This window comes from Paenibacillus massiliensis 2301065 = DSM 16942 (assembly GCF_000377505.1).
In the GTDB taxonomy this organism is placed as follows: domain Bacteria; phylum Bacillota; class Bacilli; order Paenibacillales; family Paenibacillaceae; genus Paenibacillus; species Paenibacillus massiliensis.
The window spans coordinates 366973-381907 of the sequence record NZ_KB898187.1 but is presented as its reverse complement, the minus strand read 5'-3'; the positions used below and the strand labels follow the sequence as shown (position 1 = coordinate 381907).

At 44.4% G+C, this 14935-nt stretch carries 14 protein-coding genes; 7 read left to right on the top strand and 7 right to left on the bottom strand.

Going from position 1 to position 14935, the window contains the following annotated elements:
* Nucleotides 1-8: 8 nt before the first annotated feature.
* From D328_RS0108225 to D328_RS0108215, 3 genes are all read right to left on the bottom strand, one after another.
* The gene (locus tag D328_RS0108225; RefSeq protein ID WP_018884507.1) at nt 9-971 is read right to left on the bottom strand and encodes an ABC transporter permease; all 963 of its coding nucleotides are present in this window, start codon (nt 969-971) and stop codon (nt 9-11) included.
* A 68-nt stretch (nt 972-1039) separates the two neighbouring features.
* The gene (locus D328_RS0108220) at nt 1040-2623 is read right to left on the bottom strand and encodes an extracellular solute-binding protein (RefSeq protein WP_018884506.1); all 1584 of its coding nucleotides are present in this window, start codon (nt 2621-2623) and stop codon (nt 1040-1042) included.
* A 22-nt stretch (nt 2624-2645) separates the two neighbouring features.
* Nucleotides 2646-4388 (bottom strand): glycoside hydrolase family 2 protein, encoded by a 1743-nt coding sequence (locus tag D328_RS0108215; RefSeq protein WP_233426177.1) that lies wholly within the window; start codon nt 4386-4388, stop codon nt 2646-2648.
* 146 nt (nt 4389-4534) lie between these two features.
* Here D328_RS0108215 and D328_RS30640 point away from each other — a divergent pair, with 146 nt between their 5' ends.
* Both D328_RS30640 and D328_RS0108205 read left to right on the top strand, forming a co-directional pair.
* Nucleotides 4535-5371 (top strand): AraC family transcriptional regulator, encoded by an 837-nt coding sequence (locus tag D328_RS30640; protein WP_018884504.1) that lies wholly within the window; start codon nt 4535-4537, stop codon nt 5369-5371.
* A 312-nt stretch (nt 5372-5683) separates the two neighbouring features.
* The gene (locus D328_RS0108205; RefSeq protein ID WP_018884503.1) at nt 5684-7267 is read left to right on the top strand and encodes a GGDEF domain-containing protein; all 1584 of its coding nucleotides are present in this window, start codon (nt 5684-5686) and stop codon (nt 7265-7267) included.
* A gap of 167 nt (nt 7268-7434) precedes the next feature.
* On the opposite strand, the gene D328_RS0108200 is transcribed toward D328_RS0108205, so the two are convergent.
* Both D328_RS0108200 and D328_RS0108195 read right to left on the bottom strand, forming a co-directional pair.
* Nucleotides 7435-7878, bottom strand: coding sequence for a DUF6376 family protein (locus D328_RS0108200; protein ID WP_018884502.1), 444 nt, complete (start codon nt 7876-7878; stop codon nt 7435-7437).
* 120 nt (nt 7879-7998) lie between these two features.
* On the bottom strand, nt 7999-8604 hold the full coding sequence (locus D328_RS0108195; RefSeq protein ID WP_018884501.1) for a TetR/AcrR family transcriptional regulator: 606 nt from the start codon (nt 8602-8604) through the stop codon (nt 7999-8001).
* Between the two features lie 149 nt (nt 8605-8753).
* Here D328_RS0108195 and D328_RS0108190 point away from each other — a divergent pair, with 149 nt between their 5' ends.
* From D328_RS0108190 to D328_RS0108175, 4 genes are all read left to right on the top strand, one after another.
* On the top strand, nt 8754-9737 hold the full coding sequence (locus tag D328_RS0108190) for a zinc-binding dehydrogenase (RefSeq protein ID WP_018884500.1): 984 nt from the start codon (nt 8754-8756) through the stop codon (nt 9735-9737).
* A gap of 328 nt (nt 9738-10065) precedes the next feature.
* On the top strand, nt 10066-10956 hold the full coding sequence (locus D328_RS31500) for a discoidin domain-containing protein (RefSeq protein WP_018884499.1): 891 nt from the start codon (nt 10066-10068) through the stop codon (nt 10954-10956).
* Between the two features lie 255 nt (nt 10957-11211).
* Nucleotides 11212-11970, top strand: a complete 759-nt coding sequence (locus tag D328_RS0108180) for a carboxymuconolactone decarboxylase family protein (protein ID WP_018884498.1) — start codon at nt 11212-11214, stop codon at nt 11968-11970.
* 101 nt (nt 11971-12071) lie between these two features.
* Nucleotides 12072-12485, top strand: a complete 414-nt coding sequence (locus D328_RS0108175) for a cupin domain-containing protein (RefSeq protein ID WP_018884497.1) — start codon at nt 12072-12074, stop codon at nt 12483-12485.
* A 104-nt stretch (nt 12486-12589) separates the two neighbouring features.
* Here the strand turns inward: D328_RS0108175 and D328_RS0108170 are convergent, their stop codons facing one another.
* Both D328_RS0108170 and D328_RS0108165 read right to left on the bottom strand, forming a co-directional pair.
* On the bottom strand, nt 12590-12955 hold the full coding sequence (locus D328_RS0108170) for a hypothetical protein (RefSeq protein ID WP_018884496.1): 366 nt from the start codon (nt 12953-12955) through the stop codon (nt 12590-12592).
* Nucleotides 12956-13002: 47 nt separating this feature from the next.
* Nucleotides 13003-13884: an AraC family transcriptional regulator gene (locus D328_RS0108165; protein ID WP_018884495.1), complete on the bottom strand. Its 882-nt coding sequence runs from the start codon at nt 13882-13884 to the stop codon at nt 13003-13005.
* Nucleotides 13885-14020: 136 nt separating this feature from the next.
* Between D328_RS0108165 and D328_RS0108160 the strand changes: the two genes are divergently transcribed.
* Nucleotides 14021-14929 (top strand): DMT family transporter, encoded by a 909-nt coding sequence (locus D328_RS0108160; protein ID WP_033412481.1) that lies wholly within the window; start codon nt 14021-14023, stop codon nt 14927-14929.
* The last annotated feature ends 6 nt before the right edge of the window (nt 14930-14935 follow it).

Sequence of the window (14935 nt, the reverse complement as noted above, 5' to 3'; positions counted from 1 at the left end):
CTCCTCCTTTACCACAATCTATGTTCACTTACTCGTTTGCTAATTGTATTGGCGAGTGTTAGCAAAATAAAGCTGACAATCGAATTGAACAAGCCAACGGCTGCGGAATACCCGAAATCCGCTCCTAGAATACCCTTTCTGTATACATAAGTTGAAATAACATCAGCTGTCTCATAGGTCAACGGATTGTACAACAGTATTATTTTTTCGCTTCCTACGGAAAGCATTGCTCCAATGTTGAGGATTAGCAGGATGACAATAGTCGGCATAATGCCTGGAATCGTTACATTCAAAGTCTGCTTCCAGCGTCCAGCACCATCGATACGAGCGGCATCATAGAGAGCAGGATCAATGTTGGACATAGCGGCAAGATAGATGATGGAGCCCCAACCAATTCCTTGCCAGACACCCGATGATATATACATGGAACGAAACCAGCCTGCTTCCTGCAGGAAAGCAATAGGTTCAATTCCGAACATAACCAGAATATTATTGATCAGACCATCGCGCGCAGTGAAGTCAACAATCATTCCGGCTACGACGACGATGGAAATAAAATGCGGAAGGTAACTAATGGTTTGTACGACCCGCTTGAAGATGATGAGACGAAGCTCATTTAGCAGTAACGCCAGGATAATCGGGGCCGGGAAGGCAAACAACAACTCGTAAAAGCTAATCAGCAGGGTGTTTTGCATAAGCCGCCAAAAGTAAGGGCTTTCAAAAAAGTTTTGAAAGTGGGTAAATCCGACCCAGGGACTTTGCCACACACCATCTGCTATGCCATAATCCTTAAAAGCAATAAGCAGACCATACATTGGTGCGTAATGAAAAATCATATAGTACGTAATAACGGGAACAAGCATCAGATAAATATAGCGATTCCTGATTAAGTCCCTTTGTATAGACTTCCATTTGCTCTCCGCAGGTATTCCTGTTGAGGCATTTAATAGATTTTTGTTTAATTTAGGCACGAAATTCCCCTCCCTGATGTCTGGAATGTGGAAAGCTAAGGGCTCAATGAATATATAATCAGGAAGACTTATCTGTTGTTATACCGCTCTAAAGCCGCTTGTTGAATCTGAATCGCTTCTTCGATGCCAAGCCCCTTTAGTGTTTTCACGTAATGATCAAAGTTCTCCAGAGGCTCTATTCCCATAATGAATTTCAGTAACATTTCGTCTTTAAAAGTATTGATGTCATTCATGATCGAAGCATACCGGCTGCTATCTCCTACAGCAACAGTTACAGGTGGCATTTTATGAACTTGAGTAGGGGAGGACCACAGCGTCATGGCTTCTTGTTGCTCTGGCTTGGTTGTATATTGCTTCGTGTGCCGTATATCCTGTACAAAAGGGCCGGAGGTAGCGCCCATAATATGCTTTCTAAAGGCTTGGGAAATAGGTAGACCATCTGGATTTTTCAAAATCACATCCGTATACTTGGGCTCACCATCAACCAAAGTGTACGTTTCTCCTTCTTTTCCAAAGTTCATGAGGAGCTTTCCTTCTTCACTGTACAGGTAATCCAGAAGCTTTACAGTTTCTACTACATTCTCGTTACTTCCGGTGATCGCTGCGAAGATCCCTGTCACGGGATTGTCACTATAGCCGAATAATGGCTTTTCACCTGGATTCAAAGTCGGATAGGGGGTCCCGACAATTTTGAAATCTGGCTGACTTTTAGCCATTAGGTCCATATATTTTCCGATGCCACCGTTCAGAAACAGAACCGTTGAACCGACCTGATTACCGGTGATTTTGGCATCGCTCATTTTGCTATCTGTTATTGCGAAGTCTTTGTCGAGTAGTCCCTCGTTATACCATTGATTCATTGTGGCCAGATATTCCTTGAAGCCTGGTTCAATTGGACCATACTTGACTATATTGTTCTCTTGGTAGAAATCATTAGGTGTGCCGAAGGCACCCGCAAAAGCTAATTCACCTGCTGGAATTAGTATCGGAATCTCATCTGCTTCACCATTGCCATTAGGGTCCTGTTCTTTAAACGCTTTCAAAACAGTGTGCCATTCATCAATTGTTGTGGGTACGGATAAGTCTAATTTATCCAGCCAGTCCTGTCGTATGGCAGGTCCGAGGAACACCTGTTGAGTGACGTCCTCGCGAATGAACGGGAAGCCTATAATATCACCAGCATCCGTAGAGGCCATTTTTCTCCATTCAGGATTTGCATCGAACAGCGCTTTTAAGTTGGGGGCATGTTCCAAATAATCATTTAAGGAGGTAATTTTCTTATCCCTGATGGCTTTCTCAGCACCACCAGGGTAAGCATTCCATGCAAATTCAACCACATCAGGGAGTTGATTCGATGCAACCAGCAGGTTGAACTGTTCTCTAAGCTGCCCTTGAGCTGGATGCTGGAACTCAATTTCTACACCCGTCTTCTCCTGCACTTGCTTCCAGGCAGTCACCTCTCCATAGCTTTTCATAATACCTGCTGCATCTGGAAATAGCTCCACCCAATACGTTAGTTTTGTTAATGGCTGGGTCGTATCTGGTGATGTGGATTCCGCTTCTCTTCCATTACAGGCGCCCAGCGTAGTTGCAGTGAATAGTCCCAGTGCAATTAAGGCAATAGTCGACTTCATTAGCTTTCTTTTCTGCATGAATGAATCGCCCTCCTTGATATTATTTCAGTACGAAGCCCCAGTCGTAGGGATTGCTGATGTCAGTGTAAATCCCCTTAACCACACGATAGGCAAGCTTTGGCTTACGATATTCGTTCAGCAGCCCCTTGTTATTGAAGGACCGTGCGCGATCCCTGAAGTGGGGTTGATGACTTTGCAGCTGGGCTCTGGTATCAGCAAACTGCCAGACGTAAGTGCCACTAATCTTCGAATCGCTTCGAAAGAGTCGTAGAGACCTGCTGAGCAAATCCGCCTGATAATCCTCGCTAAATAAACGTGGTTCCCAGCCGGAGTCACTGAATACGCCAGCTCCACCAAATTCGGTCATGAGCACCGGGGTGTCTTCTGCTCCATACTCCTTACAGCGCTGATGAAAGACATCCAGCATCTCCTCGAATTTGACATGTCCAAAATACCAGCCGTCATAATAATTAATACCAATAACGTCGAATAGGCCGAGGCAAATATCTGTCATAGGGTGCATGGTGGCATAAGATACAAGTCTGGACTGATCCTTGGCCCGAACGAGTTCAGTCATCTGGATGGACAAATCATAGGCTTGCTTCGAGCGCGTATCGATTTCATTATGGACCGACCAGAACAAGATCGAGGGATGGTGCAGATCTCGCTCAATCATCTCATCCATCATGGTAAGGGCCCGTTCCACGAAGAGCGGATCACCCGTGTCTTCTGCCGGGAAAGCCGCGCCCCATATCGGAATCTCACTCCAGAAGATGAAGCCACGTTCATCGAGCAGATCCAGCCAATATTCACTCTGCGGATAATGGGAACCGCGTACAGTATTACATCCCATCTGCTGAATAATATCGAGTTCCTTGGTCATTAATTTGTTAGGGAAAGCAAAGCCCCATTCCGGATGTTCCTCATGACGGTTAACTCCCTGAAGATACAGCTCCTTGCCATTCAACCAAATCTTCTTGTTCCGGGTCTCCACGGTACGGAAGCCTATCCGGTCTGACTTGTCATCTTGACCGACTACAGATCTGACCATATAGAGAGCAGGGTCATCGGGATTCCATCGCTGTAGTCCTGACCAGACTTGTTCTACATTCACGTCCCTAATGCCCATAGCTGGGAGATGAACATTCTCAACGTGGACTAACTCTTCGTTACGATAGAGAGATACGGGTACGTCGAGTGCCGTGTCCGACATGGAGCGGAGTTGGAGTGTGACCTGAACAGTAGCACTGGAATCCCCAGTCATATCATAGGTGATGCGCATGTCCTCAATGGAGATATCCGGCAAGATCTGAATCTCTACGGGGCGGATAATTCCACCGTAATGGAACCAGTCTACAATGTGGTATGGAATCGTATTACGTGTCAGAGTATTGTCTGTACGCACGACAAGCTCGTGAACCCCCGCAGTGACATCAGGTAGCGTAAAGTCAAACGGCGTAAACCCACCATAATGGTATCCTAGATGCACCCCGTCTAAGTACACATCGGCATGCCCAAGCACGGCATGGAACAAGAGACGCAGATGGCTGCTGTCCTCGATGGTAATCCTGGTGCGGTACCATGCCACCCCTTCGTAGTCGAACTTGTCTAGCTCGTTATTCCAGCAAGCTGGTACGGGCATTCGATCGTGATTAGCAGGGAAGTCAGTGTACCAGCCCTCAGATAATCCGATATCGTCCTTGTCAAAAACGAAATCCCATAAACCTTCTAGTAATTGAGATTTCCGAAGTCGATGCTGTTGAAACGTTCGAATCACATCCATCATCTCCTACATTTTGTCTAAGATTTTCCTTTGATTTCGCTCTTTATGTTCGGAGTGTAGCACCGGTGATATGGAAGGAACAATAGCAAAAACAATCTAATTCATTTATCATAAATGATACAAGTGACTCATAAGGGGGAAGAAGCGTGGAATATGCATTGGGAAGTATGGTAGTGCATTTGCATTGGGTTCTCGCCAAACCAGCGCTTCCAGGCTGGGAGGATATTCGACAGACCGTGTCTGGACATACGTTTTATTACATCTATAGCGGTAAGGGAGTATTCCGATGTGAGGAGAAGGATGTAGAAGTAGAGGGTGGGACGCTGGTATACCTTTGGCCCGGATTGCGTCTATACATGAAGTCCTCCGAGATGCACCCGCTACGTATGACGATGCTATTCTTCGATTGTGCCTTGCAAAGGAAAAATGAATACGGATGGGATACTCCAGAGCCTATAGAACGACTGAAGCTACCATTTCTCTTACCCTTACAGAGTGAGCGCACAGGCAAAATGGGGGATCTTTTTCTAGAAGCGGAGCGAGAATGGGTGCCTGGGGATTTTGTGCGCGAGGCGCGGGTGAAATCGGTGTGGTATCGCTTGTTAGAGGAGGTACACGAGGCAGCAGAAGCAGGGGGGAGACAAAGCGATGAAAAAGGCATCATAGCCTCTCTTCGCAGGTTCAAAGAAAAACTGGATACGGGATTTGCAAAGGAGTTTCGCATCACCGAAATGGCGGAGCTAACCGGATTTTCTCCTGTTTATTTACGTAGAGCTTTTGCTGCACAATACGGATGCAGTCCCAAGGAGTATCTGGATAAACTTCGCAACGAGCATGCCATCCGCAGACTCCGTTTTACAGGTGATACCATTTCGGATATTGCCAGGGCTTGTGGCTACTCTGATATCTACCAATTCAGCAGGGCGTTTAAGAAACGTAACGGTATATCTCCTACGGCTTACCGAACAATGCAAGGAGACTAAAGGGAATTTCAGATCAGAAAAATGTTCCAATTGGGGCCTTGCAGCACTGGGCAATATTGTGTGGAGATACTCAAAATTAGATGTACTGCTAGACTATACAGATGTGTTACATTAAGAGTACTATTTTTAAACTATTCGGGACAGTTCCAGCACGACAAATGGATTCCATCATGATATGTACAGATCAGTAGGAGGATCAGACTTGGCACAGACTATCGCTACACGAGCAACGCAATGGATGACATCACATGCCTGGTTCTGGTGCGGAAATAGGTATGAATTTCACGATGAAATTGTGACAGGATGATGGTTATGAACGAGCTATTCATGGATTTTTCAACTATCCTGTTGCCGACTTATTTTTTTCTATATATGGCTATTACCTTGATTCACCGGAACACAAAAAGTCTACTCAACCGGATTGCCGCTTTTCTCATGCTGGCATTTCTTTTTTATTTCATCGGAGAATATGTAAAAACTTCCTTACTTCCGCACTATCAAATGCAGATCGTATTATACGGGAATTCCCCCATGCTGCTGTTTGTGATTTGCTTCCTCGTTCACCTTTGTGTGCTAATGGGAGAACCGATCACATCCTCACTGAAACGGTGGCTGCCCCTCATATATGCAGCACCTTTTACTTTATGGGCGGTATTTCTGGCGACGAAGGACCATCACGTGCTGTATGATGCATCTGTAACGGATGGACGCAGTCCTCTGGACCCGTTGTTTTTGTTGTTAACCCTCATTTTTGTTGCAGGGTACATTCTGCTATCTGTCGTTATCTTGGCGGTTAGCTGCTATCGGACACAAGAGATCCGACTCAAAAAAATTCTCGGCTCGTTGTTGCTTAGCCTGTTCGGCCTCTTTGCCTGGTTTATCGTAGTAACAGCACTTTTGCAATCCAAACTGTTAACATCCCGCAACGCTATGATACTCTATTTCATTGGTTATTTACTCTGGGCTGTTGCGCTTCGCCATTTTATTGGTAAGCATAACATTATGCCAGATTACCGCAAACTATTTCATATTCTATTCAAATCCGCGCCTACGGCTATTTTGCTGCTGGATGGAAAGGGAGCAGTAAGGGAGATGAACCCGCGGGCCAAGCAGTGGTTCGAGGGTATAGCCGAGGAGGAGATTCCAAGACATTTTGATAGCAAAGACGGGCTGAGCCTTGCTGAATTGCTGCGCTCATTTCAACAGGAGAGGGAGGACTCTCCTCAGTGGGAGGTGCGAATACACAATCCGAACCAGAGAGATCTCGATCTGATTATGGGGCTTGATGTGCTTCAGGAAGCCAATGAGGAGCTGTTCGTGATGCACCTGACCGATGTCACCTCCTTGAAGGATACGGAACGCAGATTATTAGAATCAGAGGGAAGATACAAGCATTTTGCTCATCATGATTCCTTGACAGAACTGTATAATCGTGCGGCTATTCAGGAGCAGTTGCAGGCGAAGCTGGCCGAAGGTGGGCCATTTGCAGTGGTACTGGTTGACCTGGATCACTTCAAGCCTATTAACGATACGTATGGCCATCTTGTGGGAGACCTTTATTTAGAGCATATTGCCAGTATGTTCAAAGCACATGCTCAACCAGAGGATCTGATTGGACGATTCGGAGGGGACGAGTTTGTAATCGCCTTCTCGTGCTCTGATGATAGTAATATTCGCCAGATGGTCGATCATCGGCTCTCCCCACTGTATAATAATCAGTTCCTATACGAAGGAACAAGAATTCCAATCTCGTTCTCGGCTGGAGTCAGTGTATACCCCAAGGATGGGCAGGATATTAACACATTGTTGAAGAAGGCCGATGAAGCTATGTACCGTGTAAAACGCTCTGGACAAAATAGAAGCTCATACTTCATGACACATGAATCATCAGTCTAAGCTATACATGAAATGAATTAAAACGTGTACACCCATAATCTTCAGCGATTATAGTCTAAAAGTCCGATTATTCCAGAGATGGCGCACACTTTGAAAATAGCCATAATAGTAAACAAAAAGCGCTCAAGGAATGTCTTACAACACTTGAGCGCTTTTTGCATATCTAATTAGTTCGGAATGAGTTGGTTGATTTGATTCAACAGCTCGTTAATCTGATTGATCGTCTCGGGAATTCCGGTAGCTTCAAAAGCCGCTTTTCCTTCCTCCAGATTGGTAATAGCTTTATCGAGACCTTGCTGTAGCGTATCATTGTAGCCAATAATTGACTGATGCAGTTCTGCTGCATATTCCGGAACCTGCAGATCGGCATATTGGACCGTCTGTTCCTTGAGGGCTACAAGCTTGTCTTTCAATTCCTCTCTAGCCTGCGGATCTGTAGCAGCATCCGTAGCCCATGTCTCCATGCCCTGTGCAAATTCAGTCAAGCTCTGCATATAAGTAGCTGTATCCGCGGCAAAATTGACGCCTGTACCTACCTTTTCCACCAATCCACAGCCAGGTACAACCAATAAGACCAATAACAGCAGACTTAATCCGTATTTCTTCATCATGCTCACTCCCCTAGGAAATATCTTCTGTACAGTTTTACTGTAATTCATACGGTCAAGCTCGCGCTTGGTTGCGTGAAAGTCATGAGTTGTCATAGCTATCCAGTCTATGGAGACAGTAGCTCAAGGTCTTTTACTTAAGGGATTGTTCGATACACAGCCTTCGTTCATCGAAGCTATGATGCCGTGGCATATGTGCGCCATGTCTTCCGGGATGGGCTGTCCGCCAGCCAGAATCCACTGGTTAATGACACTATAGATCGCGCCGCTCCAAAAATAAAATTTGTACAATTCGGCTACGTCTTCTTCCTGAATTGTACGTATAAGAAGATGTTGGACTTGATGGCGGACGGATTCCCCAAAATTCGCTTTCAAAAGAATATGCAGATCATCGTAATGCTCCTGCAGGGTAGTAAATAGGGAGAACCAATAATCGTATGTATTTGTAAGCGGAAATTGTAGCTGCATAGCCAGGATTACTTTACTGGCAATATCATCAATCATGCTTCGCAATATATCTTCTTTGGAGGAATAATTACGATAATAAGCTGTGCGGGAGACACCGGCCTTCTTCACAATATCCGTGATTGTGATGACTTTAATATGTGAATCTTTCATTAACAGGATTAGCGCGGATTCTATGCACATCCTCGTGATTTTATTGGATTCCGCATTTGATAAACGGAGCACTTCCAAACGTTGTAGCTCCGTCCTGGATAGTTGTGACATGACATATCTCCTTTATCTGTTTAGTCCGTGGCCTGAATGATTGACCAGGCAAAATATTCGATGTTACATTTGTAACGTCAATACATAAGTATTGTAGGCTCAAGTACATGAAGTGTCAATCGTTAGATAGCAGAAGGGGAGAGATACAGTTGAAAGCATTAGTGTTAGAAGAACAGGGTAATTTCGAAAGTCTTACTATTGTCCATGATCGGCCGAAGCCAGAACCCAATAATGATGAGATTCGTGTGAAAGTAGTGGCTGCAGGCTTGAATCCATCAGACTATCAGACTGCTTCTTACAGAGGACTTGCAGGCAATGTCAAACGAGTCCTCGGCCTCGATATAGCTGGAATCGTGGATTCCGTTGGTGCCGATGTTACGAATTTTGATGTAGGTGACCGCGTGTACTATCTTCGCAGTATTACGAATGAGCATGGGGGCTTTGCGGAATATGCTGTTACTAAAGCTCATACTGCAAGCAATCTACCAGGCAACATTCCTTTTGGATGGGCTGCCGTAGCTCCAGGTGCAGGCTTTACTGCGTATCAAGCTATTGTCCAAAAACTGCGGCCCCAAGCCGGTAAGTCCATCCTGATTCATGGAGGAGCGGGAGGAGTAGGAGGTTATGCCATACAACTTGCTAAGCTTAATGGTCTGACTGTTTACACAACTTGCCAAGCACGTGACATTCCTTATGTACGAAGTCTGGGAGCAGATCAAGCCATCGATTACTTGAGCCAGGATGTACATGCTGAGATTAGAAATCTAACACAGGATCAAGGTGTTGATTATGTGATGAGCACGATTAATTCAGATACGGCAACAAAAGATATTGATGTACTGCGCTTTGGAGGGGAAATCGTCGTCACGGCTGGCTTTCCTGATTTCAGTCGATTCCGATTCTATGAAAAGGGCTTGTCGCTGCATGAAATTGCACTTGGTGCAGCACATACCGTTAACGATCATGCCATGCAGTCAACACTTGCTAATATTGGAGATGCATTCGCAACATTGCTCTCTGAGCAACAGATACAACCACCAGCCATTACTTCCATTACTATGGAGGACATACCCAAGTATCTGAAAAAAATGCAAAATAGTGAGATCCAGGGTAAGGTCGTTGCGATGATTTAGCACGAATTATTAGTATGTTGCAATAGCCCCCAGCACGATACGGAGGCTGATCGCACAGGTGCATTTGAATGATTTACTTATTAAATCACTATGTATAACTATATGAGGCATGCATCCAGAGTTCTAAGCACTGATGATGATTTTTTGGCGTTGTATTGTCACCATGCATGACGCATGTAGTGAGGGATTTTTACGCTTTTATGAAATCCAATAAAAAATAAATATGCAAAATTATAGAAAAGTTTTATAAATCAGCAAGTATTTGTTTAGACATGTCGAGGAATATGAAATACATTGAATCTATAAATCACGAGGGGGAAGTTACATAATGAAATCTTTGTTTAAGACTTGTTTAATGGTATTTGCATTTTTCTTAATTTCCACACAAATGACATTTGCTGCAGATGTAGATGGAATGCAGGGAATTAGCCCACCAGAAGGAACAACAGTTACTGCTACAAAAACACTTAGTCCATATATAGCAGAAAATATATTGGATAAGGATTTGAAGACAAGGTGGTCTGCAAACTCATTTCAAGAGGGTCTTGAGCTTAATTTCCCACATGCAGTAGAAATAGATTTTGTTCAAATAGCTAATCAGAATAAGTACAACGTTTTCTACAAAATTTCTGGTCTACAGAATGACAATTGGAGTGTGATTAGCCCTAAAATTAGTCCTAATTTTACTATTGATGTTTCAAGAGGTGTTAAGATCTCTGATCCTATTGAAGTTACAAAAGGAAGCTACGATGCAATAAGAATTGAAGTGCTAGAAGGTAAGGATTGGGTAAATATCTCAGAGATCACTATGGGAACCGGCATCTTAACATCTCCTGAAGAACCGGGTACAGAGCAGCCCGGAACCGGAGAACCAACGAATCCGGGTGAACCTACCAATCCTGGAGAACCAGGTACAGAACAGCCAGGAACTGAAGAACCAGGCACGGAGCAACCCGGAACCGAACAGCCAGGAACTGAGCAACCATCCGGCAACCGTGCTATCATGGTAGTCACGATGACGACAGGGCTGGAGAAGGAATTTGATTTGAGCATGAATGAAGTCAATAACTTCATTTCCTGGTACGAAGCAAAGCAGGCCGGATCAGGCAAAGCTTCCTATGCCATCGATAAGCATGATAATAACAAAGGACCGTTCAGCAGCCGTAAGGATTACATTCTGTATGATCGTGTGCTGACCTTTGAGGTAAGTGAGTACTAATTCAAGTCATTCTAAGGCTTCATCGGCTAATGCTGATGGAGCCCTTTTCATATCGCATTACTGTTCACGGGGCTTGTGATTTCATACAATCAACGTGTGCTGGTCTAGTCACATTCAAGTTAATTAACAATTTTCTTGATTGTGTCGATAATTCAACACATCGCCAGGTTTTATTCATTGAATACATACCTTGAAGGCTTATAATAATGAACAAGAGTTGTTTAAACGACTCAAGTGAATATAGAGGTGACCACAATGGAGATCACGGAAGCAGCCAAGAGATATCACGAAAAAATGTTTCCATGGTATGAATCCAAGCTCATGGAGACAGATCCTGAATTTATAGCATTCTTCGATAATTTTGCATTTGATGAAGTCGTTAATCAGGATGACCTGGATGATCGTACCCGTATGATGGCTATTCTATCCGTATTACTTGGATGTCAGGGCATTGACGAGTTCAGAGCCATGCTGCCTGCAGCACTCAACTGTGGCGTAACTCCGATAGAGGTCAAGGAGATCGTATACCAATCAGTAGCCTACCTAGGCATCGGCAGAGTATTTCCTTTTCTACACACGGTAAATGAGGTGTTGACTCAAAGGGGGATTTCGCTGCCATTAGCAGGCCAATCCACGACTACCCGTGAGAACCGCTTGGAAGCAGGGATTCAAGCCCAAGTCGATATTTTCGGCGAACATATGCGTGAGTTCTGGAGATCCGGCCCGGCCGAGACCAAGCACATTAATCATTGGCTCGCAGCCAATTGCTTCGGAGATTACTACACCAGGAATGGACTGGATTATAAAGAAAGGGAGATGATCACCTTCTGCTATCTGATGGCACAATGTGGATGTGAGCCCCAGTTGATTAGCCATGCTGCCGCCAATATGAGGAATGGCAATGATAAGTCTTTTCTGATCAAGATTGTGTCACAATGCTTGCCTTTCATTGGATATCCGAGAAGTCTAAATGCGATCCGATGTGTGAATGAGGCAGTAGCACAAGCAGAATAAACAGATAAGCAGGACTAGTAGCTACGCTAACTATCAACCACCTTCCCGTGTCTGCTTATATCATTAATAGTGTAGATATTAATATCTGAGGAGGAATGAACATGGCACGACATGAAGAAGTGAAGAATGGTGTTATTTTTCCGATCGGCGAGAAGAACGATGCGTTTGCGCAATTTTTCGTAGGTCAAAGCTATCTCAAAGGATTAGTGGCTGATCCCAAAGTGAATGTCGGTGTTGGCAATGTAACCTTCGAACCGGGATGTCGGAATAACTGGCACATACATCGCGGTGGATTTCAGATTCTGCTGGTCACTGGTGGTGAAGGCTGGTATCAGGAGGAAGGACAGCCTGCTCAGCGTCTCATTGCCGGTGATGTCATCGTTACTCATGATGGTGTCAAGCATTGGCATGGTGCGGCCAAGGATAGCTGGTTCGAGCACATTGCAATTACCGCAGGTACGCCAGAATGGCTGGAGCCTGTATCAGACGATGCCTATGAGCATGCCACAACATAGACTGGTATAAGAATGCGATAGCAGCACAATAACAAAGTCAGCGGGAGCCTTGGACTAGAAAATAGAGTTTCAAGCTTCCGCTGTTTTACTAATTAGACTAATATCTACGAGTGGGAGAGATCCTCAATTGCCTGAATAGCTAGCTTCAACGCTGTAAGTCTTCTTTCTAAAAGAGTTCTTTGTGGACTACGAGCCTTAGATTTAGCATAGCTACTTTCAACAGATGAGGTTAATCCAGTAAGAACTCTGTGAGCTTCTACTAAATCTTTATCGGTGTAATGATGAGGTTTTTGATTCCAGACGTGTTCTAGACTAGCCAAGCCGATCTGAACAGCATGGAGTCGTTTCTGTACTAGGGTTGTATTTGCGCCGCTTTGTGTCATCTGAGACAAGGCATTCTCTAGCTTGTTGATTGTCGATTGCAGCGATTTTGTTGATTCCAATTTATCCGCATTAGTGATATCCTCCATGGATGTACCGTCCTTTCTTAGTTTCTGCTAACAACCTGTAAAGGCATTCACTGCTTATGACGGCGATATTCCTTAGGGGTGGTCTGATGCTGCTTCTTGAAGGACTGGATGTAATGATTCACATGATTGAAGCCAACTCGCTCGGCGATCTCGGTAATTGTGTATTCAGTCGTATTTAAGAGCTCGCAGCTTCTTTTAATCCGGTACTTAATCAGGTAGGCATATGGAGTCATGTGAATGCTTTTTTTGAAGCTGCGCGTGCACTCCGAAATACTCAAATGCGCGACATCAGCAATTTCCTTCAACGTTATAGGATGTGTGTAGTTCTTATGAATGAAGGTTAGCATGAGCTGCAGCCTTTCCTGTTGTAATCGGTTGTGTCTGGAGGACTCCTCAGTATCCAAGGTTATATTGGATATTAGAATTAGCCAGAGCTGCACAGTTTTTATAGAAACTTCATATTGCCATCCCCAGACTGCCTTCGTCTCAAATCCCTTCTTCATATCCCAAAGAATCTGCAGAAATTCGCTTTGCCAATTCGCATCACCTCGGATGTCCAGACACAACAGGGAGGAGTTCGTTACGGGAAGTACATAGCTTTTCTCCATCGCACTATCCGAATAGAAAGCGAGCAGCTTCTCGGGAAAATTAAAGCTTACATACTGGCCGTCAGAAGTAAGCTGAGTAACGATGTGAAGGATACTTTTATTAATGAAAATTGCTTGTCCTGCTTCTAGATCATAATTAACTCCGTTGATTTGAATCGTTAATTTTCCTCTGGTCACTAATGTAATCTGCAATTCCTCGTGCCAGTGCAGGTCGTTGAATCCTCTACCTGGAGGGATCGATTCATGCAACGTATGCGTGTACATAATGTATGGGAACGTCTCATCAGGATACTGAATGGTTTCGTGTAATGGCTTTTTCAAAGTACCGCTCCTTAGTTGACGATATTTCAATATTAATTAGAGATATAATTGCACAATCCAGGCGATGATGGTGATATTATTATATCCAGCTTCGGCTTATCTGTGCACAGGTAATTGTCAATCTTTTGGAGGAAGTATGTCAAAAATCATGAAATCTAGCTTTTCGTCTCATCCGTATATGTTATTGTTTATCAGTATTCTATCTGTCTCGATCTCTTCTATTATGATAAAATTTTCAGATACGCCTACTTCTGTGGCTGGGATGTATAGATTGTTCATATCTGTCATCATTATGCTCGCTTTTGTGCCTTGGAGGTCGCTTCGCTCCTTGGAGATGAACAAGAGGGACTGGGGCCTGGTTGCTCTGGCTGGGCTATTTTTGGGGCTACACTTTTTATTCTGGATGGAATCCCTGGTTCACACCTCGGTTGCCAGCTCCATGGTCATTTTAGCGTTGCAGCCATTGTTTGTTATGATTGGTTCATACTTTCTGTTCAAGGAGCAAGTGAGCCGGCTGACGATTCTTTGCCTGATTGTTGCTCTTCTTGGCTCCATCGTGATCGCATGGGGGGACATCGGGGTGTCAGCAGAAGCATTATGGGGAGACGCCTTATCGTTAATAGGTACACTGTTCGTCTCTATGTATCTGCTAGTTGGGCAGAAAGTAAGTCACAAGATCCACGCCAATATATACAGCATTATTGTATTCTTAATTGGCGGCACCGTCATGCTCATCTACAACCTGATTCATGATTACTCACTCATTGCATACAGTGCGCCAGATTGGACTTATTTCTTACTGCTTGCTGTGATTCCAACGATTTTCGGACAGTACCTTTTCAATCTATTGCTACACTCTATCGGGGCGACTACAGTCTCGGTAGGCATTATTGGTGAACCTGTTCTCGCCATTATTCTGGCCTTTTTGTTATTAGGGGAGCATATTTCCTGGTTGCAGCTGGCAGGTGGCTTGATGACCTTATTTGGGATGGGCTTGTATTTCTGGTCCAAATCGCTCAATTATAAGCTACAGAACAACCACTGAGGTTGT

Excerpts from the sequence above, each read along its gene's own strand:
- D328_RS0108220 (WP_018884506.1), bottom strand. The coding sequence starts at position 2,623 with ATGCAGAAAAGAAAGCTAATGAAGTCGACTATTGCCTTAATTGCACTG.
- D328_RS0108160 (WP_033412481.1), top strand. The coding sequence starts at position 14,021 with ATGTCAAAAATCATGAAATCTAGCTTTTCGTCTCATCCGTATATGTTA.
- D328_RS0108200 (WP_018884502.1), bottom strand. The coding sequence starts at position 7,878 with ATGATGAAGAAATACGGATTAAGTCTGCTGTTATTGGTCTTATTGGTT.
- D328_RS31500 (WP_018884499.1), top strand. The coding sequence starts at position 10,066 with ATGAAATCTTTGTTTAAGACTTGTTTAATGGTATTTGCATTTTTCTTA.
- D328_RS0108180 (WP_018884498.1), top strand. The coding sequence starts at position 11,212 with ATGGAGATCACGGAAGCAGCCAAGAGATATCACGAAAAAATGTTTCCA.
- D328_RS0108195 (WP_018884501.1), bottom strand. The coding sequence starts at position 8,604 with ATGTCACAACTATCCAGGACGGAGCTACAACGTTTGGAAGTGCTCCGT.
- D328_RS0108215 (WP_233426177.1), bottom strand. The coding sequence starts at position 4,388 with ATGGATGTGATTCGAACGTTTCAACAGCATCGACTTCGGAAATCTCAA.
- D328_RS0108175 (WP_018884497.1), top strand. The coding sequence starts at position 12,072 with ATGGCACGACATGAAGAAGTGAAGAATGGTGTTATTTTTCCGATCGGC.
- D328_RS0108170 (WP_018884496.1), bottom strand. The coding sequence starts at position 12,955 with ATGGAGGATATCACTAATGCGGATAAATTGGAATCAACAAAATCGCTG.
- D328_RS0108205 (WP_018884503.1), top strand. The coding sequence starts at position 5,684 with ATGAACGAGCTATTCATGGATTTTTCAACTATCCTGTTGCCGACTTAT.